The following is a 20,854-nucleotide window of genomic DNA, read 5'->3' as shown; positions in this document are numbered from 1 at the left end:
GTGTACTACCACCCCGGCGGAGGGCGGGGCCCAATCGGCAAAGCCGCAGTGCTGGCGGGCGATCCTTTGTTATTGCCGTCCCCCAATTGGGCCCCGGCCTGCGCCGGGGTGGTGGTGCTCAGCGCGGCAACGACCGTCGATGCAACCACACCGTTGATCACCCTCGCTTGCTTCGCCCGACCCTGACCGCTAGCCGACCTTCATCGGTAAAGGCGTGAGTAGTCGAACATGCGGCGTGTGATGATGGGGCTAATGGCCGTTGCGGCGCTCGCTACGGCGGGATCTGCGCAAAAGCCGAACCGCGCAGAACCGAAACCCGGCATCGTACGCGTCCGCATCGTCACGTCGGAGGGGCCGATCCTACTGGCGCTCGACGCGCGCCATGCGCCCAAGACGACGGCGAATTTCCTCGCCTATGTCGATGACGGCCGGTTCGACGGGACAGACTTCTACCGCGCGAGCCGCCAGAAATCCGCGCCGAAGCTCGGCTTCATCCAGGCGGGCATCCGCACCGACGCGCGGCGGATCCTGCCGCCATTTCCGCTCGAGACTACTGCGATGACCGGGATCAAGCATCTCGACGCGACGATCTCGATGGCGCGCGGGATGACGCCGGCGTCGGCTGGCGGGAATTTTTTCATCACAGTCGGTCCGGCACCGGCGATGGACGCCCGAGCGGGCTATCCTGGCTATGCGGCGTTCGGACACGTCGTCGCGGGAATGGAGGTGGTGAAGCGCATTCTCGCCAAGCCGACCGGGGGCGGGATGGATGCGTTCAAGGACCAAATGATCCTGAAGCGCGTGGCGCTGGTAAGTGCGCGACGGCTCGACGGGGTGGCGAAGCCAACGGGGTTGCCGCGGGCTTGGCTGATCGAGACGGGGCTTGGTCGGAAGAAGTGAAGTATCCGTCGCCCCAGACTAGTTTCGGCGCCTATCCCCTTCGAACACGTGCCGACGATGGTCGTACGGTACCACGTCCTTCCTTGTTCTCCCGCGAAGGCGGGAGCCCAGACTGGATCCCCGCCTTCGCGGGGAAACAAGCTTTACTTACAGGACGGAGGGTCCCGCAGTCAGGCTGAGCGCTACCGCTTCCGCGACCTTGATCCCGTCGACTGCGGCGGAAAGGATGCCCCCTGCATAGCCGGCGCCTTCGCCTGCCGGAAACAATCCCGCGGTGTTGAGGCTCACGAAATTATCACCGCGCGTAATCCGAACCGGCGACGAGGTCCGCGTCTCCACCCCCGTCAACACCGCATCGGGATGATCATAGCCAGGAATCTCGCGCCCAAACGCCGGCAATGCCTCGCGCAACGCGGTGATCGCGAACTCCGGCAGGCATTCCGACAAATCAGTCATATGCACGCCCGGTTTGTACGACGGGATCACCGAGCCCAGCGCGGTCGACGCACGCCCTGCGAGCAGGTCGCCAATGCGTTGCGCAGGCGCCTTGTAGTTCGAGCCGCCGGCGACATAGGCGCGCGATTCCCAGTGGCGTTGCAGTTCGATCCCCGCCAGCGGGTGGCCGGGATAATCGCGCTCGGGGTCGATGCCGATGACGATCCCCGAGTTCGCGTTGCGTTCGTTGCGCGAATATTGGCTCATGCCATTGGTGGCGACGCGGCCCTCCTCCGAAGTCGCTGCGACGACGGTGCCGCCCGGGCACATGCAGAAGCTATAGACGGTCCGACCGTTCTTGCAATGGTGCGACAGGCTGTACGCCGCCGCCCCGAGATCCGGATGGCCCGCGCAGGGGCCGAAGCGTGCTTCGTCGATCCACGACTGCGGATGCTCGATGCGGACACCGATCGAGAACGGCTTCGCCTCGACGTGGACACCCTTGGCATGCAGCATCTCGAATGTGTCCCGCGCGCTGTGCCCGACCGCGAAGACGACGTGGTTGGCTTCGAGATAGTCGCCGGTGCTCAGGTGGAGCCCGCGGAGCTGGCGCGTGCCGGCGTCCTCGACGATGTCGAGACCGTCGACGCGCGTCGAGAAGCGGTATTCGCCGCCGAGCGCCTCGATCGTCTCGCGCATGCTCTCGACCATAGTGACGAGCCGGAACGTGCCGATGTGCGGGTGCGCTTCGGTTAGGATTTCCGGCGGCGCGCCGGCCTTCACGAACTCGGTCAGGACCTTCCGGCCGAGATGGCGCGGATCCTTGATCTGGCTCCAGAGCTTGCCGTCGGAGAAGGTGCCGGCGCCGCCCTCGCCGAACTGGACGTTGGATTCGGGGTTGAGGACGCTCTTGCGCCATAGGCCCCAGGTATCCTTGGTGCGCTCGCGGACGACTTTCCCCCGGTCGAGGATGATCGGGCGGAACCCCATCTGCGCGAGGATGAGCCCGGCAAACAGGCCGCATGGGCCTGCGCCGACGACCACGGGGCGCGGGCCGGTATAGCTCGGGCCGCCCTTGGTGACGAAGCGATACCCCGTGTCCGGGGTACGCTGGACGTGGCGATCTTTCCGGAAGCGCGTGAGGACGGTGTCCTCGTTCTTCAGCGTGACGTCGACCGAATAGACGAGCTGGATGTCCATCTTGTCGCGCGCATCGTGCGCGCGCCTCGCGATCGTGTAGCGGATCAGGTCGCGCGGGGTTACGCGCAGGCGATCGCGGATCGCGGCGGGGAGCGCTTCGTCGGCATGGTTGAGCGGCAGCTTGAGGTCGGTGATGCGGAGCATGCTCGGTCCTCTAGCGCCGCGCGGCGCGATCCGCCATCGGAAGCAAAAGAGGACATGATCATGCGGACCGACGACGAGCAGAATGCCAAGAGCGCCAAGCGCAAGGAGGTCCACGATAAGATCGTCGCTGGCAAGACGATCGAGAAGGGGCTGATCATCGTCCACACCGGCAAGGGCAAGGGCAAGTCGACCGCCGCGTTCGGCATGGCGGTGCGGATGATCGGGCATGGGCGCAAGGTCGGCGTGGTGCAGTTCGTCAAGGGCGCGATGGCGACCGGCGAGAAGGCGATCTTCGACGCGTTCCCGGACCTGTGCGAATTCAAGCCGATGGGGGAGGGGTTCACCTGGGATACGCAGGATCGTGCGCGCGACATCGCGGTGGCGCGCGAGGCTTGGGACGAGGTCAAGCGGATGATTGCCGATTCATCCTATGCGATGGTGGTCGCGGATGAGCTGAACATCGTGCTGCGGTATGACTATCTGCCGGTCGACGAGGTGCTCGCTGTGTTGGCGGCAAAGCCGGAGATGACGCATGTCGTGGTGACAGGTCGGAATGCGCCGGATGCGTTGATCGAGCTGGCGGATCTGGTGACCGAGATGACGCAGGTAAAGCATCCGTTCCGGTCGGGCGTGAAGGCACAGGCGGGGGTGGAGTTCTGACTTCTTGATCCTCCCCTTGCAGGGGAGGTGGCTGGCGCTTGCCAGACGGAGGGGTATTGCGATCACGACGGCGGGTCACCCCTCCGTCAGCCCAAACGGGCTGCCACCTCCCCTGTCAGGGGAGGATTAGAGGCTGCTTGTCTACGGTCGATCGTACGCGTATCGCTCGGCCTGCGACAGGTTTTCCCGAGGCGGCAACGCTTAGGGAAATGAAAATGGGAACGGGAAACACCCGGCTGCCCCTGCAACTGTACGCGGCGAGCCATCGTGCCTCATGCCATTGGGATACTCCCGAGAAGGCGGCGCGGACGGCGTTGACCCGCGAGCCAGGAGACCTGCCCGTCGCGGTCGTCTTTCGTCCGGCCAGGGTGCGCCGAACGGACGGGTAACACCCCGAGCGACGACATCGCTTCGCGTCGCGCGGAGGCTGGAGGCGTGCGCCTCTCGCCCTTCGTGCAATGCGGGATCGACTGTCCGAAGGGGTTCCTATGCCAAATCTACATAATGCTGCGACCGTTCGGGAACGGACATGCTGAAGCCCGCCGAGGACGGCGTCGCGGTGGTCGCGTGCAACACGTGCCGCCATTCGGCCGATGCGCGCGACGACGAGCAGGGCCAGCGCGGCGGCGCGCGGCTCGTGCAGGCGCTGAAGACGGTGCAGCAGAGCGACCCGGCCTATGCCGACGTCGCGGTGCAGGAGATGCCGTGCCTATTCGCATGCCAGGATTTCTGCACGATCCACCTGCGCGCACCCGCCAAAGTCGGCTATGTGCTCGGCCGGTTCGAACCGACCGAAGACGCCGCGCGCGCGATCCTCGATTACGCGCGGCTCTACGGTGAGAGCGCGTTCGGGCAGGTGCCGTTCAAGCAATGGCCGCAGGGCGTGAAGGGGCATTTCATCACCCGCACGCCGCCCGCCGGCTTCGTCGTCGAATGACCGCGTTCGCGACGCCCGCCGGGTTTCTGGCGGCCTTGCGCGGCTTGCCGCAGGCGGACGCGGCGGCGCGATCCGCGGCGATCGTCCGGCAAGGCGAACTGACCAAGCCGCCGGGCTCGCTGGGGCGGCTGGAGGATATAGCGGTGTTCATGGCCGGCTGGCAGGGCAACCCGATGCCCCGGCTCGATCGTGGCAGCGCGGTCGTATTTGCGGGTAATCACGGGATCGTCGCGCGCGGCGTGAGTGCGTTTTCGGCTTCGGTCACCGCCCAGATGGTGTCCAATTTCGAGCATGGCGGCGCGGCAATCAACGCGCTGTCGCGGGCGGCGGGCCTTGAACTTAAGACCGTGTCGCTCGACCTCGATCGACCGACGGCGGATTTCACGCAAGCGCCTGCGATGTCGGAGGACGAGTGCCTGGCCGCGTTGAACGCGGGCGCGGCGGCGGTAGCGGATGCGCCGGACTTGGTCGTACTCGGCGAGATGGGGATCGGCAACTCGACGACCGCCGCCGCGCTGTGCCTGGCGAGCTTCGGCGGGTCGGCAAGCGACTGGGTCGGGCCGGGCACCGGAGTCGATGGCGAGGGCATCGCGCGGAAGGTCGCGGTCGTCGAGGCTGGGCTCGCGCTGCACCGCGAGGCGCTGACCACACCGTTCGAGATTTTGCGGCGGCTCGGCGGACGCGAGTTGGCGGCGATCGCGGGCGCGGTGGTCGCGGCACGGCAGGCGGGCGTGCCGGTGATGCTCGATGGGTTCATCTGCTGTGCGGCGGTCGCGACATTGGCGGCGGCGTGTCCGGACATTCTCGCGCATTGCCTTGCCGGACATGTCTCGGCCGAGCCGGGGCACCGTCTTCTGCTTGAGCGATTGGGCCTCGACCCGTTGCTCTCGCTCGGGATGCGGCTGGGCGAGGGCAGCGGCGCTGCGACCGCAACATTGCTGATTCGAGCCGCGCTGGCCGTGCATGCCGAGATGGCGACGTTCGCCGAGGCGGGCGTTTCGGCGGCGTGAGCGCGTACATGCTGCACCTGATGCGGCATGGTGCGCCCGACGTGGCGGGGCGAATGCTCGGGCGGACCGACGACCCGGTAACCAAGGGAGGGATTGCCGCCTGTATGGCACGCGCCGAGAGTCTTGCGATCGAACGGATCGAGGCCTCCGATCTGATCCGCGCACGCGCCTGTGCGGCGGCGATCGGTGAACCGCGAGGCGTTGCGGTCGAGGTCGACCCACGCTGGCGCGAACTCGATTTCGGGGCATGGGACGGGCTGGCCCCGGCGGCAATCGATCCCGCCGAATTGACCGCATTCTACGACGATCCCGATGCGTCACCACCGCCGGATGGCGAACGCTGGTCCGCGTTGCAGGACCGGGTCGCGCAGGCACTGGCCGCGATGCCGCAGGTCTCGACACTCGTCGTGACGCACGGCGGCGCGATCCGGGCGGCGCTCGCGGAGTTGTGCGGGTTCGATCGAAGGCAGATCTGGGCGTTCGACCTCCCCTATGCCGCGCTGGTGTCGCTGCGGATATGGCCGGGCCCGACGCGGACCGTGCAGATCGTCGGCTTGGCGACATGAAGCGGTTGATCATCGCGTTCGGCTTCCTCACCCGCCTGCCGATGCTGGGCGTCGACGTCGAGGCAGAGGATTTCGCGGCAGCGATCCGGTGCTACCCTGTCGTCGGTCTCGCGATCGGCCTGATCGTCGCGGCGGCCGGCTGGCTGGGTACGCTGGTCGATCCTTGGACGGGGGCCTGCGCTGCGTTGCTGGCTTGGATCGCAGTGACGGGGGCGCTGCATCTCGACGGGCTCGCCGACCTCGCGGATGGGTTGGGCGCGGCGCATGGCGATCGGACGCGGCTGCTCGCGGTGATGGCCGATCCGCATATCGGGAGCTTCGGCGTCGTCGCGATCGTCGGTCAGGTGCTGGCCAAGCTGGTATTGCTCCACGCGGCGGGGATGGGCTGGACGCTGATCCTCGTGCCGTGCGCGGCAAGGATGGGACCGCTCGTCTGGGCGAGACTGTTGCCGCCGCTGCGGCCCGGCGGGCTGGGCGCGGCCGTCGCCGGCGCGGTCCGAACGCGTGACCTGCTGGGGTGGGGACTTGTGCTTGCGCTCGCGGCGGTCGCGGTGCCTGCACTGGTCGCCCTACCGCTGCTCACGTTAGGCGTCGCGGCATGGTTGCGGCGGACGCTGGGCGGTGTGACCGGCGACGCGCATGGCGCCGGGATCGAGATCGTCGAGACCGGGCTGCTAGTTGCGCTCTCGGTGGCCGGCGCGCTCGCTTAGCGCGAGTAGCGCATCGAGATCTACATGGCGTTCAAGCGTCGCGGCGATCGCATCGAGCGCGGCGTCGATCGACGCGCCATGATCTGGTCCACTGGCCGCGACGCCGAGCCGAGCCAGCCACGCCGCGCGTTGCTCTGCCAGCGCGAGCAGGCCGTGGACGTAGCTGCCCGAGATCAGTCCGTCCGCACTCGTCGCGCCTTCGGGGCTGCCATCGGCGCGGTGGCCGACCGGGTGCGCGGTGGCGGGTCCGGTGGTCGCGCCCATGTGCATCTCATAGCCCTCGAATGCCGCGCCTTGTGCCCGGCCGCGCACCCGCTCCAGCGTCTTGCGGCCGGTAAGGACCGTGTCGATGTCGAGCATCCCGAGCCCGTCGACACGCCCCGCCGGCCCCTCGATCCCGTCGGGGTCGGCGATGCTGCGACCGAGCATCTGATAGCCGCCGCAGAGCCCGAGCACCGGCTTGCCGCGGCGGTAATGCGCGCGGATATCGATGTCCCATCCCTGCGCACGAACGAAGGCGAGGTCGGGGATCGTCGCCTTCGATCCCGCGAGCACGATCATGTCGACGTCCGGGATCGGCGTGCCCGGCGGTACCATGACCAGCGCGACACTGGGCTCAAGGCGAAGCGGATCGAGGTCGTCGAAATTGGCGATCCGCGGCGTGATCGGGCAGGCGATCGTAACGCGACGCTGAGCACCGGCGGAGGGGCGTTCGAGGATCACGGCGTCCTCGCTCGGCAACCGTACCGCGTCTGCAAGCCACGGCACGACACCGTAGCCGCGCCAACCGCTCCGCGCTTCGATCGCGCGATAGCCGTCGTCGAACAGCGCCGGGTCGCCGCGGAACTTGTTGATCAGGAAGCCGTGGATCATCGCCGCGTCGGCCGGATCGATCACCGCGCGCGTGCCGATGATCGCCGCGATCACGCCGCCGCGGTCGATGTCGCCGACCAGCACCACGGGCACGTCGGCAGCACGCGCGAACCCCATATTGGCGATGTCCCCGGCGCGCAGGTTGATCTCCGCCGGACTGCCCGCCCCTTCGACGACGACGAGATCGCAGCCTGCCGACAGCCGTTCGAAGCTGTCGAGCACGTCGACCAGCAGCCCTTCGCGCCCCTCACGCCAGCGCGCCGCGGCGAGCGTGCCGCGCACCTGCCCGCGGACGATCAGTTGCGAGGTGCGGTCGCCCTGTGGTTTCAGCAGCACCGGGTTCATGTCGACGCTCGGCTCGACGCGACACGCGATCGCTTGGGTGGCCTGCGCGCGACCGATCTCGCCGCCATCTGCGGTAACGGCGGCGTTGTTCGACATGTTCTGCGGCTTGAACGGGCGGACCGACAGTCCGCGATTGGCGAACGCGCGGCATAGCCCGGCGACGAGCACCGACTTGCCGACGTCGGAGCCGGTTCCCTGGAGCATCAGAGCGCCCATGCGATCCCTCCGGCAATGACAAACAGGAGCACACACGCTCGGCGATAGATGCCGAGCGCGGCGCATAGATCGGCGGCGGTAGCGTCCGCACGGCCATCGCCGATATAGGGCTTGGCGACGCTCACCCCGTCATAGGCGATCGGCCCGGCGAGACGCAGGCCAAGCGCGCCCGCGATCGCCGCTTCGGGCCAGCCTGCGTTGGGCGAGGCATGGTTGCCAGCGTCGCGCCACATCGTCTGCCAACCGCCGAGGCCGGCGACGCACAGCAGCACGCCGCTCAGCCTCGCCGGGATCAGATTGGCCAAGTCGTCGGTCCGTGCCGCAGCACAGCCGAACGCACGCCAGCGCTCTTCACGGTGCCCGATCAAACTGTCGGCCGTGTTGATCGCCTTATACGCCCACAGTCCCGGCAGCCCGGCCACGAGCAACCAGAACAGTGGCGCGACGACGCCGTCGCATACGCTCTCGGCAAGGCTCTCGATCGCCGCCCGCGCGACGCCGGCTTCATCGAGCGACGCGACATCCCGCCCGACGATCATGCCAACGCGGTCACGGGCAGTCTGGAGGTCGCTCGCTCCCAGCGCATGCGCCACGGGAACGACATGATCGTGCAGGCTACGGATCGCGAGTCCCGGCGTGGCTAACAAGGCGATCGCGATCCAGGCGGAAGACCCGAGCAGCATTCGCAGAACGACATCTAGCGCGAGCGCGATGACGACCGCTACCCCGACAACGAGTATCATCGTCAAGACACCCGCCGCCCGACGGGTCGCAAACGATGTTCGCGGATCGTTCCAGCGTGCCTCGGCGGCGCCGATCAACCGCGCGAACCCGCCTACCGGATGTCCTATCCGTGCATAGAGTGCGGCCGGCCAGCCGATCGCAGCGTCGATCGCTATCGCTAGGACCGCTATCGGCTCAGCCATGCGCCAGCGCTCGGTCCAGCCGGTCGAAGGCGATGTCGTCGCGTGGCAGGCCGATCCGCAGCCAGTGTGGCGCATGGTCGAACGTGCGCGTCAGTATCCCGGCATGCGCCAGACGGTCGAATATCGCGGCTGCGGCGCTGCTTTCCACGAGCCGGAACAGGGGGCAGGCACCGGTCGCGTGCAGCCCGTGGCGCGCCAGCATCGTGTCCATGCGTGCCGCCCGGTCGATGCAGGCGAGCCGGTTCGCATCGATCCAGGCGCTATCGCGGTAGGCGGCCGTCCCATAAGCCACTGCGCAGGCGGAAACCGGCCAGCTTCCCAGCCGGTGGCGCATCGCGGAAACCTGCGCCGGCGGGGCGATCATGAAACCGAGCCGGACGCCGGGCAGGCCGAACGTCTTGCCAAACGAGCGAAAAACGATGACGCGGTCGGATGGCCGAAGATGCGGGACGATGCTGTACGATGGGACCAGGTCGACAAACGCTTCGTCGACCACCAGCCATGCGCCGTTTCGCGTTACGGCGAGCAGGCGCTCTGGTTTGTCGAGTAGTCCATCCGGATTGTTCGGGTTTGCGAGCAGCAGCGTTCCGTCTTCGATGTTATCGATGGTCGGTCGCATAACGGCGCTGGCGTGTCCGAACACTTCCGCATGGGTTGCGTAGCTCGGCGCTACAAATCGGGCGGGCCGTGGCAGATCGAGACCGGCCAGCAAGCGTAGTCCGATCTCGCTGCCCGGCAACGCGAGAACGCAGGCGGAATCGGTTCCGAACATTGCAGCCGCCGCTTCTTCGAGCACCGCGATCGATGCCGGCGATGGCAGCGTCGTGAGATCGACGGGCGGCAAAGGGTCGGACCGCCAGGCGCACGGATTGATCCCGGTCGACAGATCGATCCACGGGGTGGGGGCATCGGGGTACAGGGTTGCGGCGAGATCGACCCTCCCGCCATGCGCGCGCAACCCCGTCATGATATCCTTTCGCTTGATCTTGCGCCGCTCATCGTCATTCCGGACGCGCGCTGCAAGCGCCAAGGAGAGACCATGCCGCCATTACAAACCAGCCCGTCGTTCGGTAGGAGCCTGTTCGTGCTCGGCGGCGCGCGGTCCGGCAAGAGCCGTCATGCGCAGGCCGTCGCCGAAGCCGCCGCGGCATCATTTGCGGGACCGCTGGTGTATATCGCGACCGCGCAGGCATTCGACGACGAGATGCGCGATAGGATAGCGCGGCATCGGACCGACCGCGATGCGCGGTGGCAGACCGTCGAAGCTCCAACCCAACTCGCCGCCGCATTGCGCGGGGTGGACGACGCGAACACGGTCGTCCTCGTCGATTGCCTTACTTTATGGCTTTCCAACCTATTGCTCGCCGATCTCGACATCGACCAGGAAGTCGATGTTTTGCTAGCGACGCTCGCCTGCGCGCAGGCGCGGATCATTCTCGTCTCGAATGAAGTCGGTCTCGGTATCGTCCCCGACAACGCGCTCGCGCGGCGCTTTCGCGACGCCGCGGGATTGTTGCACCAGCGGCTTGCGGCACAGGTGGATTCGGTCGACGGACTGATGGCTGGTCTGGTCCAGTCTTGGAAACGCCCGGTCTAAGCGCGCCTGGGCGACGCACGACGCCGCGCGCACCGACCACAATTGCCATCTTGCCTGCCGACACCGGGAATGGTTAATCGTCGCCAACTGCACCGAACTGGTCGCAACGACCATCATTGCGTGAATGGAGGCCGGAATGCATAGCAAAGCGCAGGCAGTCGCGCGTTTAAAATCGATGGTCTTCCTGATCGAGGAAGCGCTGCGGATCGCCGATGAGGGCGACAATCCGCTATTCGGGGCCAAGTTGAGCGATTGTATTGATTGCCTGCAAGGCGCATTGGATGAAATCAGCAGCGCGACATCCGTCAAACCGTAACGCGTCGCGTGATCGATATCCGTATGGATAAAACGCTACGGCGCAAAGGCAATGTCCCGGCAGGCCAGTATAGTGGAAGATGCTGGCAGCATCGCCTTCGATAGACCCGGGGTCATAGCTTATCGATTTTAACGCAGGTTTATTTTGCGTGAAGACCAAATGTTACGATAAGCCTTATCCGAATATGTTATCGTCTTTCACCGACAGCCGATCCTTGGGCGCTGACGGCCGAGAGAGGCATGTGCTCCCGCCCCGATTTGTGCGGGAGAACGCATTTGAACGATGTTCTGACGGATCATGGTGCTGTGATTTCCCCTTTGGCCCCCTTGGCTTTGATGGTGCGAAAGCTTGAAACACACGCGGTTCTGCACGAAGCTGATCGTCGCGCACTGCTGGCGTTACCCTATACGCTGCGAACCTACGAACCGTCGTCCTATCTCGTCCGCGAAGGCGACGCGCCCGAGCAATGCGCCGTCTTGCTGTCCGGGTTTGCATACCGCCAGAAGCTGACCGGCTCGGGGATGCGACAGATCGTGTCACTGCACGTGCCGGGGGAGGCGCTGGACTTCCAGCACCTGTTTCTCGACGTCGCCGACCACAATGTGCAGACGCTGACCCGCGCGGACGTCGCGACGATCTCACGAACGGCGTTGCGCGATCTCGCCCGGACGCGAGCGTCGATCGGCAATGCAATCTTCGTCAACACGCTGGTCGAGGCATCGATCTTCCGCGAATGGATCCTCAATATCGGCCGGCGCGATGCCCGGTCGCGGCTGGCGCATTTCCTGTGCGAATTCGCGATCCGGCTCGACATGCAGGGCTTGGTCGACGAGACCGGCTACGAACTGCCGATGAGCCAGGAACAGCTCGGCGATGCGCTCGGGCTGACCGCGGTGCACGTCAACCGGACGATCAAGTCGCTCGAAGCGGACGGTCTGATCTCGCGCAACCGGCGGCGGATCAGCTTTCCACGCTGGGATGCGTTGCGCGAACTCGCCGACTTCTCGAGCCGCTATCTGCACCTGTCGCAGCAGAAATCCTGACGGGTCAGCGTTCTCGGCCGTGACTGACCGAGTCGATGATCCGCCCGCCTGCCATGAAGACTGCGATCGGGCAGGCGGCGAACAGCATCCAACCGCCATAGCCGGGATATTGCTGAAGATAATGGATGCCGCGCTCGACCGCGCCGAGCCCGAGCCCGTAGATGACGAGGAATGCCTCGAACTTGGTCTTGATGATGAAGAGGCGGGCAAAGCGAGTCCACATGGCCGCGACACAGCAAGACCGGTGCCAATGGCTGATTTCTGCGGTTTAGCTCTCCGCAAAGATGGTTAAGTGTAAATTAACCCGACAAGATTCAGGTCGGCGAGGAGCGTATTCCGCGCGGCTTGGATGGCCACGATCAGCTTGGGATCGCCGATCGACGCCGGATCGATCGCCTCGGGCCAGTGCACGGCGACGATTGCGGCGATTCGGTCGAGCTTGGCGTGATCGACGAGGAAGCGGGGATCGACGGTTGCCGGATCGGCGACCACGCGCAGGCGGAGGCAGGCAGGGCCGCCGCCATTGCTCATCGATTCGCGCACGTCGACGACGTACAGGTGGCGGATCGGACCATTGCCTGCGACGTGCGCTTGGAGCCACGACCACACCGCGGCATTGGCGCGCGCCTCCTCGGGCAGGATTAGCGCCATGCCATCGGCGAACGAAACGAGCTGCGCGTTGAACAGATAGGACGCGATCGCGTCGGCGAGGCTGACGCGGTCGGCGGGAATCTCGACGATCTCGACCTCGGGCAGGAGGCGGCGCAGATCGGCGTAGAACGCATCCTTGTCCTCGAAGGCGTGTTCGTGGGCGAACAGCACGCGCTCGTTGGCGACCGCGACGACGTCGTTATGGAACGCCCCCGCGGCGATCGCGATGTCGGACTGCTGGACGAACACAGTCCGCGCCGGATCGAGCCCATGCGCGCGCGCGATGGCTTCGCTCGCGTCGCGGTGCTGACGGGCGGGGAAGCGTCCGCCGGGCTTGCCGTAGACGAAGACCTCGACCCCGGGTGCGGCATGATCGGCGCAGAGCCGCATGTGGTTGGCGGCGCCCTCGTCGCCGAACGGGGCCGGGACGGGGGAATGCACGACGAAGGCGGGGTTTGCGAACGCCGTCCGGAGTTGCGCGAGCGTGCCCGGCCATTCGTGACTGCGATGCGGCATCGTCACAAGGTTGGCGACGGTCAGGTGACAGCGGTGATCGCGGGTGTCGGCCGCGGGCGAGACCGTCGCCGCGTTCGCCGCCCACATCGCCGACGCCGACAAGGCCTGCGCGCGAAGATGCGGCGGCGCCTGGTCGTAGGTGGTCGCCAAAGCTTCGAGCCAGCGATGGTCGGGGCGGGCGAGCGGCATCAGCACGCCCTGCACTAGGCCCAGATCGAGATTCGCGCGCATCTTGGCGATGCCCTGCAACGCCGCCGCCCGCGGATGCGCGATCTGCCCGGCATGCTGCGTCGCGGCCAGATTACCGGGGCTGAGCCCGGCGAAATTATGGCTGGGGCCGATCAGCCCGTCGAAGTTGATCTCGACCATGGTCATAGCCGTGCAACATGCGTCACGAGCGCGCCCTCGGCTAGCGCGAGCGCCGCGGCGCTGTCGGGAGAGAGGGCAACGCCGTCTTCCGTCTCGCGGACATGCCCGAAGGCACAGCGGAAGTCGGCGAGGTTGCCGGTCGCGACCAGCGCTTCGGTGCCGCCGTCCTGGTCGATCGCGACGACGCGGCTTTCGCGCGCATCGGCGATCGAGCGGACCCGGTCGGTGCGCGCGGTCATCGTCGGTCCGCCGTCGAAGATGTCGACATAATTCTCGAACGCGAACCCCTCGTTCTCCAGCATACGCATCGCGGCGCGACCCGAGGGATGCGGCAGGCCGATCGCCGCGCGAGCGCTCTCGGTGAGCATCGCGGTGTAGATCGGATGCTTGGGCATCAGATCGGCGATGAACTGGTGGCCGTTGATCGCATTGAACTGATCCGCGTCCTGGAAATTCATCCCGAAGAACCGGCCGGCGAGACCGTCCCAGAAGGGCGAGCCGCCGGCTTCGTCGATCACCCCGCGCAGTTCGGCGAGGATGCGGTCGGCGAAGCGGGCGCGGTGCATCTTGATGAACAGATAGCGACTGCGCGCGAGCAACAGGCCGAGACCGCCGGCGCGTTCGCCGGGGTGGAGGAACAGCCCGCCGACTTCGCTCGCGCCTTCGAGATCGGTGGCGAGCGACAGCATGTCCGCGCGGAAGGTGCGGTTTAGCTCCTTGCTGTGCTGCGTGAGCTGGCCGATCCGGTAGCTGTAGAACGGATAGCTCTGGCCGACCTGCGTGAAGATCTGGCAGGTGCCGCGGACTTCGCGCGTCTCGGTGTTTTCGAGGATCAGCACGAACAGCTCGTCGTGAACCGGGCCATCGCTGCGCGCGAAGGCGGCGTGGCTACGCTCAAGCTTGGCGGTCAGCGCACGCCGATCAGGCGGCAGGTTGGTGAAGCCGCCACCCGTGAGCTTAGCCATCTCGTAGAGATGCTGGAGATCGTCGTCGACCGCGGCGCGGATCCTGAAGCTCACAACCGGCCCTCCGCAATGCGCAATATGGTGACCGCCGACAACGCTGCCCGCTCGGGCAGGCTGTCGGGGATCATGAATTCGTCGGTCGAGTGGATCGCACCGCCGCGGACGCCCATTGTGTCGACGACCGGCACGCCCGCCGCCGCGATGTTGTTGCCGTCACACACCCCGCCGGTCGCTTTCCAGGCGATATCGAGGCCGAGATCGCTGCCCGACGCCTTGACGAGGTCGAACAGGCGAGCGGCGCCGTCGTCGATCGGTTTGGGCGGGCGGTTGAAGCTGCCATGGACTTCGATACGGACGTCATGCTCGGCAGTCACCATCGCGACCGCGGAGTCGATGTGAGACTGGGCGCGGGCAATGTCGTCGAGCGTGGCAGGGCGGAAGTTGATGCGGAGGATGGCGAGGTCGGGGACGACGTTGTTGGGGCCGCCGCCTTCGATTCGGGCCGGGTTCACCGCGAGGCGTGGGCCGCGGACCTTCGAAAGCCGCACCGCGATATCCGCGGCGGCGACGAGCGCGTTGCGGCCGTCCTCGGGGTTGCGACCGGCATGCGCGCTACGGCCGCGAACGATGATCGAAAAGTTGCCGGTGCCGCCGCGTGCGCCCGCCAATGTGCCGTCGGCGAGTGCTGGCTCGTAGGTCAGCGCGGCGATTTTGCCGTGCGCGGCGCGGGCCAGCAGCGGGGCGGAGGAGAAGGAGCCGGTTTCCTCGTCCGAGTTGATGACGACGTCATAGCCGATACGGGCGGCGAATGGGCTCGCTTCGACCGCTTGAAGCGCCGCGAGCATCACGGCCAGCCCGCCCTTCATGTCCGCAACACCCGGCCCGTTCAGCCGGCGCTCGTCGAGCCACTGGAGCGACTGGAACGCGTGATCGACCGGATAGACCGTGTCCATGTGCCCGGTGAACAGCATCCGCACCGGCGCGTCGGGGCGGACGACGAGATGCAGATGCTTGCCGTGATCGATCGACGACACGACGCCGTCCGCCGCGACGCTGTCGACCGGAGTCGGGTCGACCAAAGTGATGTCCCCCGGCAGGTTGGCGAATGCGTCGCCTAGCAACCCGGCCATCGTCGCGAGGCCGGGCAGATTGCGCGTCCCGCTGTTCACCGCCGCCCAGGCCTCGACCTGCGCCAGCATCGGAGCCGCGTGCGCCTTGTCGACGGCATCGCGCTCCATCGTTGAAAGTCCCCTCATCACCCGACCCTAGCGAAACCGGCCGTGTGAGGGAACAGCGTCAGAAGCTGTAGACGAGCGACGCGCGGCTTGTGGTGTCGGTCGAGACCGATCCGACCGGCGGCTCGCTTTCATACTGGACGCTGTACGACAGTGCGGCGGAGAGCGGCCCGATCAGCTTGGCATTGAGCGAGGTCGTGCCGCTGAGCGTGCTGTTGTAGCGCTGGACATACGCCGACGCGACCTGGCTGACCGACAGCCCGCTGAGAATGCGGATGCTGAAGTTGGCGGTGCCACGCGCGGCGATGCTGCTCTGTACGGTATTGTCGGTAAACTCGGTATCACGATACGCCGGCCCAAGTTCAAGATCGAGCTTGGTGCCCGCAGTCTTGATGACGCTGTAACCGGCGCCGACCGACGTCGAATATCGGTTGAAATAGCCGAGGAACCGATCGCTCTCATACTGCGCGACGCCGTACACATAGGCGCGGTCGTCGATCTTGTAGTTGGGTTCGTACGAAGCGAGGTAGTGCTCGCGCGTCGTTATGTTGAGGTTCGATTGATAATCGGCTTGCGCATGAAACTTGTGCCGCCAGCGCAGGCCTTCGCGGTTGAGGTCGAGCACCGCGGTGCCGCCGGCGGTGTCGGAATTGCCGGTAGTCAAATAGCCGCCGATTTCCGCCTTGCCGCTCCAAAGGTCAAGAAAGCTGGCCTGACGGATGACCTGCGTGCGTTGAGCCGCGCGGTCGGCCTTCCACTTTTCGGCGATCGCGAGCACCGCGTCGCCGCTAAGCGGGTCGGCGGCGCGAGCGTATTTGGCGATCGTGTTGACGTCGGCCTCGTTGCCCGCCTCCAGCGCCGCGTCGAGCATCGCGCGGATCGTCTCGGGAATCATCACCGATTGCGGATCGGGCGCGTTGGCGAGCAACAGCGGGGCGAAGATGAGACATGTTAAGCGGCGCACGCTGGATTCCGTAACGGCAGCGCAACGCGATGGGAACTGTGGACCGATGCGGTTATGCGCCGAGATGTGGCGCGAAGGCGGCGAGTACCTGTTCGTAGAGCGCGGTCTTGAACGGTACGACCAACCGCGGCAGGTCGGCGGGATCGCTCCAGCGCCAGACGCGGAACTCCTGATGCTCGGTGGCGATGTCGATGTCCGCGTCGGTGCCGTTGAACCGATACAGGAACCAGCGCTGCGCCTGGCCGCGCCATTTCCCCTTCCACACCTTGCCGAGCAGTTCGGGCGGGAGGTCGTAGACGAATTCACCCGGCGCTTCCGCAATCAGCGCGACTTTGTCAGGCATGACGCCGGTTTCCTCGCCGAGTTCGCGGAGTGCGGCGGCTTTGGCGTCCTCGCCTGGGTCGATCCCGCCCTGCGGCATCTGCCAAGCCTCGGATGGCGAATCGTTGCGCTGGCCGACGAAGACCTTGCCGTCGGCGTTGACGAGCATAACGCCGGCGCAGGGGCGGTAGGGAAGGGTCGAGTAATCGGTCACGAAAGTCTCCGGAACGCAGGCGCTTGTGCGGCGAACCGCTTGGGCCTCGGGCAGCGCGCTCCTACCTACGGCGCATGATCCATGTCGTCCACCATCCCGACTATGTTACGCCAGCGCCAGCGCGCTCGACCTATCGCTGGAACAAGAACGGGCTGATCCGCGACCTGCTGCTCGAAAAAGGCGATGCGGTGACGTGGCATCGGGCCGAGACGACGCCGACCGCTTGGCTCGAGGCGGTGCATGACGAGGATTACGTCGCCGAGGTGCTTGGGGCGCAGGTGCCCAAGGAGAAGGAGCGGCGGATCGGGTTTCCGGTGACGGCGGCGGTGGCATCGCGTGCCGCAATCGTCCCGCAAGGGACGTGGCTGGCGGCGTGTCTCGCGCTGGAGCACGGGTTTGCGGCAAATACGGCGGGCGGGAGTCATCATGCGCTGGCGAATACCGGCGCTGGATTCTGCGTGTTCAACGATCTGGCGGTGGCGGCGGCGCGGCTGATCGACGAGCGCCGCGTGGCGCGCGTGTTGGTCGTCGATTGCGACGTGCATCAGGGGGATGGGACCGCCGCGCTGCTGGCGGGGCGGCCCGAAATCGCCACCTATTCGATCCATGCGGAGAAAAACTTTCCGGTCCGGAAGGCGCGGTCGACGCTCGATGTGCCGTTGCCGGACAAGGTCGGCGACGAGGTCTATCTGGTGACGCTGGAGGCAAGCCTCGTACCGTTGCTCGACGAGTTTCGGCCGGAGTTGATCCTGTATCAGGCGGGGGTCGATCCATTCGAGGGCGATCGGCTTGGACGGTTGTCGCTCACGCTCGACGGGTTGGCGCGGCGCGAGCGGCTCGTCGCCGGCCTCGCGATCGACCGCGGCGTGCCGCTCGCGAGTACGGTGGGCGGCGGCTATGGTGACGATGCGCTGGCAATCGCAGAGCGGCACGTCGCGTCGATTCTGACGCTGGGCGAAACTTTTGCCGCCGCGGGTGACGCCGGACTGCGGGTTGGTGCATTGAACGCGCGATGACGACACCTTCTTTGCTCTGGCTGCGCCAGGACCTCCGCCTTCACGATCACCCCGCGCTGATCGCCGCCGCGCATGCCGGGCCGGTGATTCCGGTCTACGTGCTCGACGACGACGCGTCGGGGAAATGGAAAATGGGCGGCGCCCAGCGTTGGTGGCTGCACCACACGCTCGAGTCGTTTGCCAAGTCGCTGGCGGACAAGGGCTCGAAGCTGGTTTTGCGCCGCGGCGATGCGGTCGAAGTGTTAAAGGCGCTGATGGAGGAAACCGGTGCCGAGCAGATACACGCGATCCGGCATTATGAGCCTTGGTGGCGGAAGGCCGAGGCGGCGCTTGGCGATAGGCTGTGCCTGCATGACGGCAACCATCTTGCCCGCGTCGAGGATGTGAAGACGGGGTCGGGCGGGCAGTTCAAGGTGTATTCCTCGTTCTGGAAGGCGCTCAACCAGATGATGCCGCCGGGCGACCCCGAGCCTGCGCCGCGCACGATCCCGGCGCCGTCGAAATGGCCGAAGAGCGAAAAGCTGTCCGACTGGGATCTGCTGCCGACCAAGCCGGACTGGTCGACGGGGTTCAAGGACTGGACGCCGGGCGAAGCGCAGGCGTTAAAGAACGCGAAGGAGATGGCGCCGATCGTCGAAGCCTATGACGTCGATCGCAACATGCCGTCGATAGAGGGCACCTCGCGCCTGTCCCCGCATCTCCATTTCGGCGAGATCTCGCCGCGTGCGGTGTGGCATGCCGTCGATGGTCACGGCGATGCGACGACGTTCCGCAAGGAACTGGCGTGGCGCGATTTCACCGATGGCGTCGTGCTGACGATGCCGGATTACGGCGATACGAACGGGCGACCCAAGTTCGACAAGCTTCCTTGGCGGTCGGGCAAGGACGCCGAGGCGGACCTGAAGGCGTGGCAGGAGGGCAAGACCGGGTATCCGATCGTCGATGCCGGGATGCGCCAGCTTTGGGCGACCGGCTGGATGCACAACCGCGTGCGGATGATCACGGCGAGCTTCCTGGTGAAGCATTTGCTGATCGACTGGCGCGAGGGGGAGCGGTGGTTCTGGGACTGCCTGGTCGATGCGGATTACGGGAATAACTCGGTGAACTGGCAGTGGGTCGCCGGGACCGGGGTGGATTCGAATATGTTCGGGCGCATCATGGCGCCGCTGACGCAGTCGGAAAAGTTCGATGCGGGGAATTATATTCGTGAGTGGGTGCCGGAACTGGCGAAGGTGACCGGCGAAGCGATTCATGATCCTGACGAGTCCGGTTGCCGGCCAAAGGCGTACCCGGCGAAGATCGTCGGCCATCGCGAAGGCCGCGAGCGCGCGCTTGAAGCCGGGCGGCATGCGCGCTGAGTAGCGGCCACCATCGCACTTCGTCAGGATGACGGTTGGGGGGGGGAGCGGTTGTCCTAACGTTCGAGTGTTTGACGCCTGCCTCTTTCCTAGCCGCGGCCGCTGTTGCATGGAGCGCCGCGATGACTGCCGTTCCCGCTTTCGATGATGTGCCCGCCGCGCAAGGTTCCACGGTCGCGCGCCTCGTCGCGCCGGTGTTTCACCGTCTGCTCGACCGGATAGACGCAGGGCTAGAGAGCGGAGGCATAGACGCGCACTTGCCCGACGGCACGCGGCGGCTGATCGGCGGACGTGCGCCCGGGCCTGTGCCCGTGGTGATCATGCATCGCTGGCGCGCGCTTGTCCGTCTGGCTACCGCGGGGTCGGTCGGCTGGTACGATGGCTGGGCCGCAGGCGATTGGTCGAGCCCCGATCCGGTGCCGCTATTCGACCTGTTCATGCGCAATCGGCGCTCGCTCGGGAGTTCGGCACGGTCGGGCGGCGTGGTGCGGCTCGCGGCGCGGGCGTGGCACCGGATGCGGCGGAACGACCTCACCGGCTCGCGCAAGAATATCGCGGCACATTACGACCTCGGCAATGACTTCTACGAGACGTGGCTCGACCCGAGCCTGACCTATTCGAGCGCGATCTTTGCCGAGCCGTTCGACGATGCCGAACCGCATGAGGTGGCGCAGGGGACCAAGCTGCGCGCAATCCTCGACCGGACCGGGGCGCGGGCTGGCGATACGATCCTGGAGATCGGCTGCGGTTGGGGATCGTTCGCCGAGATGGCGGCGCGCGCGGGGGTTGGCGTGCACGCGCTGACGCTGTCGACCGAGCAGAAGCGGCAGGTCGACGAGCGGATCGCGGCGGCGGGGCTCGACGGGGTGCAGGTGGCGCTGACCGATTACCGCGACGTCACCGGTACTTATGATGCGGTCGCGAGCATCGAGATGGTCGAGGCGGTCGGCGAGGAATATTGGCCGGTGTATCTCGACGCGATCGCGCGCGCGCTGAAGCCGGGCGGGCGCGCGGCGTTGCAGTATATCTCGATCGACGATGCGATCTTCGACTCGTATTCGCGGAGTGTCGACTTCATCCAGCGCTACGTGTTTCCGGGCGGGATGCTGTTGTCTGAACCACGGTTTCGCGCACTGGCCGAGGCGCGTGGGCTGGCGTGGGAGGACCGGCGCGGGTTCGGGCTGCACTATGCCGAGACGTTGCGACGGTGGCGGGTCGCGTTCGATGCGGCGGTCGCGGAGGGGCGGTTGCCGGCGCGGTTCGACGCGCGGTTCGCGGCGTTGTGGCGTTACTACCTGATGTATTGCGAGGGCGGGTTTCTCGGCGGCGGGATCGATGTCGCGCAGGTTACGCTAGTTAAGCGCTAG

Annotated in this window: 22 protein-coding genes and 1 riboswitch; of the genes, 12 read left to right on the top strand and 10 right to left on the bottom strand. The window is 66.4% G+C overall.

What is annotated here, in order from left to right:
- The first annotated feature begins 228 nt into the window (after positions 1-228).
- Complete coding sequence (locus tag U1763_RS02030; RefSeq protein WP_332753875.1) at positions 229-900, top strand: peptidylprolyl isomerase; 672 nt, start codon at positions 229-231, stop codon at positions 898-900.
- 147 nt (positions 901-1,047) lie between these two features.
- Here U1763_RS02030 and U1763_RS02025 read toward each other — a convergent pair whose 3' ends face one another.
- Positions 1,048-2,679 carry an NAD(P)/FAD-dependent oxidoreductase gene (locus U1763_RS02025; RefSeq protein ID WP_332753874.1) on the bottom strand — a complete coding sequence of 544 codons (1,632 nt, stop codon included), beginning with the start codon at positions 2,677-2,679 and terminating at the stop codon, positions 1,048-1,050.
- 54 nt (positions 2,680-2,733) lie between these two features.
- Between U1763_RS02025 and cobO the strand changes: the two genes are divergently transcribed.
- The 5 genes from cobO to cobS all read left to right on the top strand — a co-directional run bounded on the left by cobO (position 2,734) and on the right by cobS (position 6,562).
- Positions 2,734-3,339 (top strand): cob(I)yrinic acid a,c-diamide adenosyltransferase, encoded by a 606-nt coding sequence (cobO, locus tag U1763_RS02020; RefSeq protein ID WP_332753873.1) that lies wholly within the window; start codon positions 2,734-2,736, stop codon positions 3,337-3,339.
- Positions 3,340-3,500: 161 nt separating this feature from the next.
- Positions 3,501-3,696, top strand: a riboswitch (cobalamin riboswitch).
- A 172-nt stretch (positions 3,697-3,868) separates the two neighbouring features.
- Positions 3,869-4,276: a DUF1636 domain-containing protein gene (locus U1763_RS02015; protein WP_332753872.1), complete on the top strand. Its 408-nt coding sequence runs from the start codon at positions 3,869-3,871 to the stop codon at positions 4,274-4,276.
- Positions 4,273-5,286, top strand: a complete 1,014-nt coding sequence (gene cobT, locus U1763_RS02010; protein WP_332753871.1) for a nicotinate-nucleotide--dimethylbenzimidazole phosphoribosyltransferase — start codon at positions 4,273-4,275, stop codon at positions 5,284-5,286. Before U1763_RS02015 ends, cobT begins: the two co-directional genes overlap by 4 nt.
- An 8-nt stretch (positions 5,287-5,294) precedes the next feature.
- Positions 5,295-5,852, top strand: a complete 558-nt coding sequence (locus tag U1763_RS02005) for a histidine phosphatase family protein (RefSeq protein ID WP_443026868.1) — start codon at positions 5,295-5,297, stop codon at positions 5,850-5,852.
- Positions 5,849-6,562 (top strand): adenosylcobinamide-GDP ribazoletransferase, encoded by a 714-nt coding sequence (cobS, locus tag U1763_RS02000; RefSeq protein ID WP_332753869.1) that lies wholly within the window; start codon positions 5,849-5,851, stop codon positions 6,560-6,562. Before U1763_RS02005 ends, cobS begins: the two co-directional genes overlap by 4 nt.
- Here the strand turns inward: cobS and U1763_RS01995 are convergent.
- Genes U1763_RS01995 through U1763_RS01985 form a run of 3 tightly spaced genes read right to left on the bottom strand, consistent with a single transcriptional unit; the run spans position 6,527 to position 9,889 of the window.
- Positions 6,527-7,996 carry a cobyric acid synthase gene (locus U1763_RS01995; protein WP_332753868.1) on the bottom strand — a complete coding sequence of 490 codons (1,470 nt, stop codon included), beginning with the start codon at positions 7,994-7,996 and terminating at the stop codon, positions 6,527-6,529. The two genes, cobS and U1763_RS01995, sit on opposite strands and share 36 nt — an antisense overlap.
- Positions 7,984-8,922, bottom strand: a complete 939-nt coding sequence (gene cbiB / locus U1763_RS01990; RefSeq protein WP_332753867.1) for an adenosylcobinamide-phosphate synthase CbiB — start codon at positions 8,920-8,922, stop codon at positions 7,984-7,986. Before cbiB ends, U1763_RS01995 begins: the two co-directional genes overlap by 13 nt.
- Positions 8,915-9,889: a threonine-phosphate decarboxylase gene (locus tag U1763_RS01985; RefSeq protein WP_332753866.1), complete on the bottom strand. Its 975-nt coding sequence runs from the start codon at positions 9,887-9,889 to the stop codon at positions 8,915-8,917. The genes cbiB and U1763_RS01985 overlap by 8 nt, the downstream gene beginning before the upstream one ends.
- Before the next feature lie 72 nt (positions 9,890-9,961).
- On the opposite strand from U1763_RS01985, the gene cobU reads away from it, so the two are divergent.
- From cobU to U1763_RS01970, 3 genes are all read left to right on the top strand, one after another.
- A complete protein-coding gene (gene cobU, locus U1763_RS01980; RefSeq protein WP_332753865.1) occupies positions 9,962-10,519 on the top strand; it encodes a bifunctional adenosylcobinamide kinase/adenosylcobinamide-phosphate guanylyltransferase in 558 nt (185 codons plus the stop codon).
- Positions 10,520-10,655: 136 nt separating this feature from the next.
- The gene (locus tag U1763_RS01975) at positions 10,656-10,835 is read left to right on the top strand and encodes a hypothetical protein (RefSeq protein WP_132897027.1); all 180 of its coding nucleotides are present in this window, start codon (positions 10,656-10,658) and stop codon (positions 10,833-10,835) included.
- 335 nt (positions 10,836-11,170) lie between these two features.
- Positions 11,171-11,878: a Crp/Fnr family transcriptional regulator gene (locus U1763_RS01970; protein ID WP_132741735.1), complete on the top strand. Its 708-nt coding sequence runs from the start codon at positions 11,171-11,173 to the stop codon at positions 11,876-11,878.
- Between the two features lie 4 nt (positions 11,879-11,882).
- Here U1763_RS01970 and U1763_RS01965 read toward each other — a convergent pair whose 3' ends face one another.
- The 6 genes from U1763_RS01965 to U1763_RS01940 all read right to left on the bottom strand — a co-directional run bounded on the left by U1763_RS01965 (position 11,883) and on the right by U1763_RS01940 (position 17,113).
- Positions 11,883-12,101, bottom strand: coding sequence for a hypothetical protein (locus U1763_RS01965; RefSeq protein ID WP_132741733.1), 219 nt, complete (start codon positions 12,099-12,101; stop codon positions 11,883-11,885).
- A 65-nt stretch (positions 12,102-12,166) separates the two neighbouring features.
- Entirely contained in the window at positions 12,167-13,420 is a 1,254-nt protein-coding gene (locus U1763_RS01960) for an N-succinylarginine dihydrolase (protein WP_332753864.1), read from the bottom strand.
- Entirely contained in the window at positions 13,417-14,433 is a 1,017-nt protein-coding gene (locus U1763_RS01955; RefSeq protein ID WP_332753863.1) for an arginine N-succinyltransferase, read from the bottom strand. Before U1763_RS01955 ends, U1763_RS01960 begins: the two co-directional genes overlap by 4 nt.
- Positions 14,430-15,635, bottom strand: a complete 1,206-nt coding sequence (locus U1763_RS01950; protein WP_332753862.1) for a hydrolase — start codon at positions 15,633-15,635, stop codon at positions 14,430-14,432. Before U1763_RS01950 ends, U1763_RS01955 begins: the two co-directional genes overlap by 4 nt.
- Before the next feature lie 40 nt (positions 15,636-15,675).
- On the bottom strand, positions 15,676-16,578 hold the full coding sequence (locus tag U1763_RS01945) for a DUF481 domain-containing protein (protein ID WP_243643137.1): 903 nt from the start codon (positions 16,576-16,578) through the stop codon (positions 15,676-15,678).
- Between the two features lie 52 nt (positions 16,579-16,630).
- On the bottom strand, positions 16,631-17,113 hold the full coding sequence (locus U1763_RS01940; RefSeq protein ID WP_332753861.1) for an RNA pyrophosphohydrolase: 483 nt from the start codon (positions 17,111-17,113) through the stop codon (positions 16,631-16,633).
- Between the two features lie 74 nt (positions 17,114-17,187).
- Here U1763_RS01940 and U1763_RS01935 point away from each other — a divergent pair, with 74 nt between their 5' ends.
- From U1763_RS01935 to U1763_RS01925, 3 genes are all read left to right on the top strand, one after another.
- Entirely contained in the window at positions 17,188-18,129 is a 942-nt protein-coding gene (locus U1763_RS01935) for a histone deacetylase family protein (protein WP_332753860.1), read from the top strand.
- The gene (locus U1763_RS01930) at positions 18,126-19,487 is read left to right on the top strand and encodes a cryptochrome/photolyase family protein (protein WP_332753859.1); all 1,362 of its coding nucleotides are present in this window, start codon (positions 18,126-18,128) and stop codon (positions 19,485-19,487) included. The genes U1763_RS01935 and U1763_RS01930 overlap by 4 nt, the downstream gene beginning before the upstream one ends.
- 122 nt (positions 19,488-19,609) lie before the next feature.
- Complete coding sequence (locus U1763_RS01925; RefSeq protein ID WP_332753858.1) at positions 19,610-20,854, top strand: class I SAM-dependent methyltransferase; 1,245 nt, start codon at positions 19,610-19,612, stop codon at positions 20,852-20,854.

Origin of the sequence: Sphingomonas sorbitolis (assembly GCF_036663875.1) — a bacterium.
In the GTDB taxonomy this organism is placed as follows: Bacteria; Pseudomonadota; Alphaproteobacteria; order Sphingomonadales; family Sphingomonadaceae; genus Sphingomonas.
Note: the sequence above shows the minus strand (reverse complement) of the source record. Positions and strands in the feature narration are given on the sequence as shown.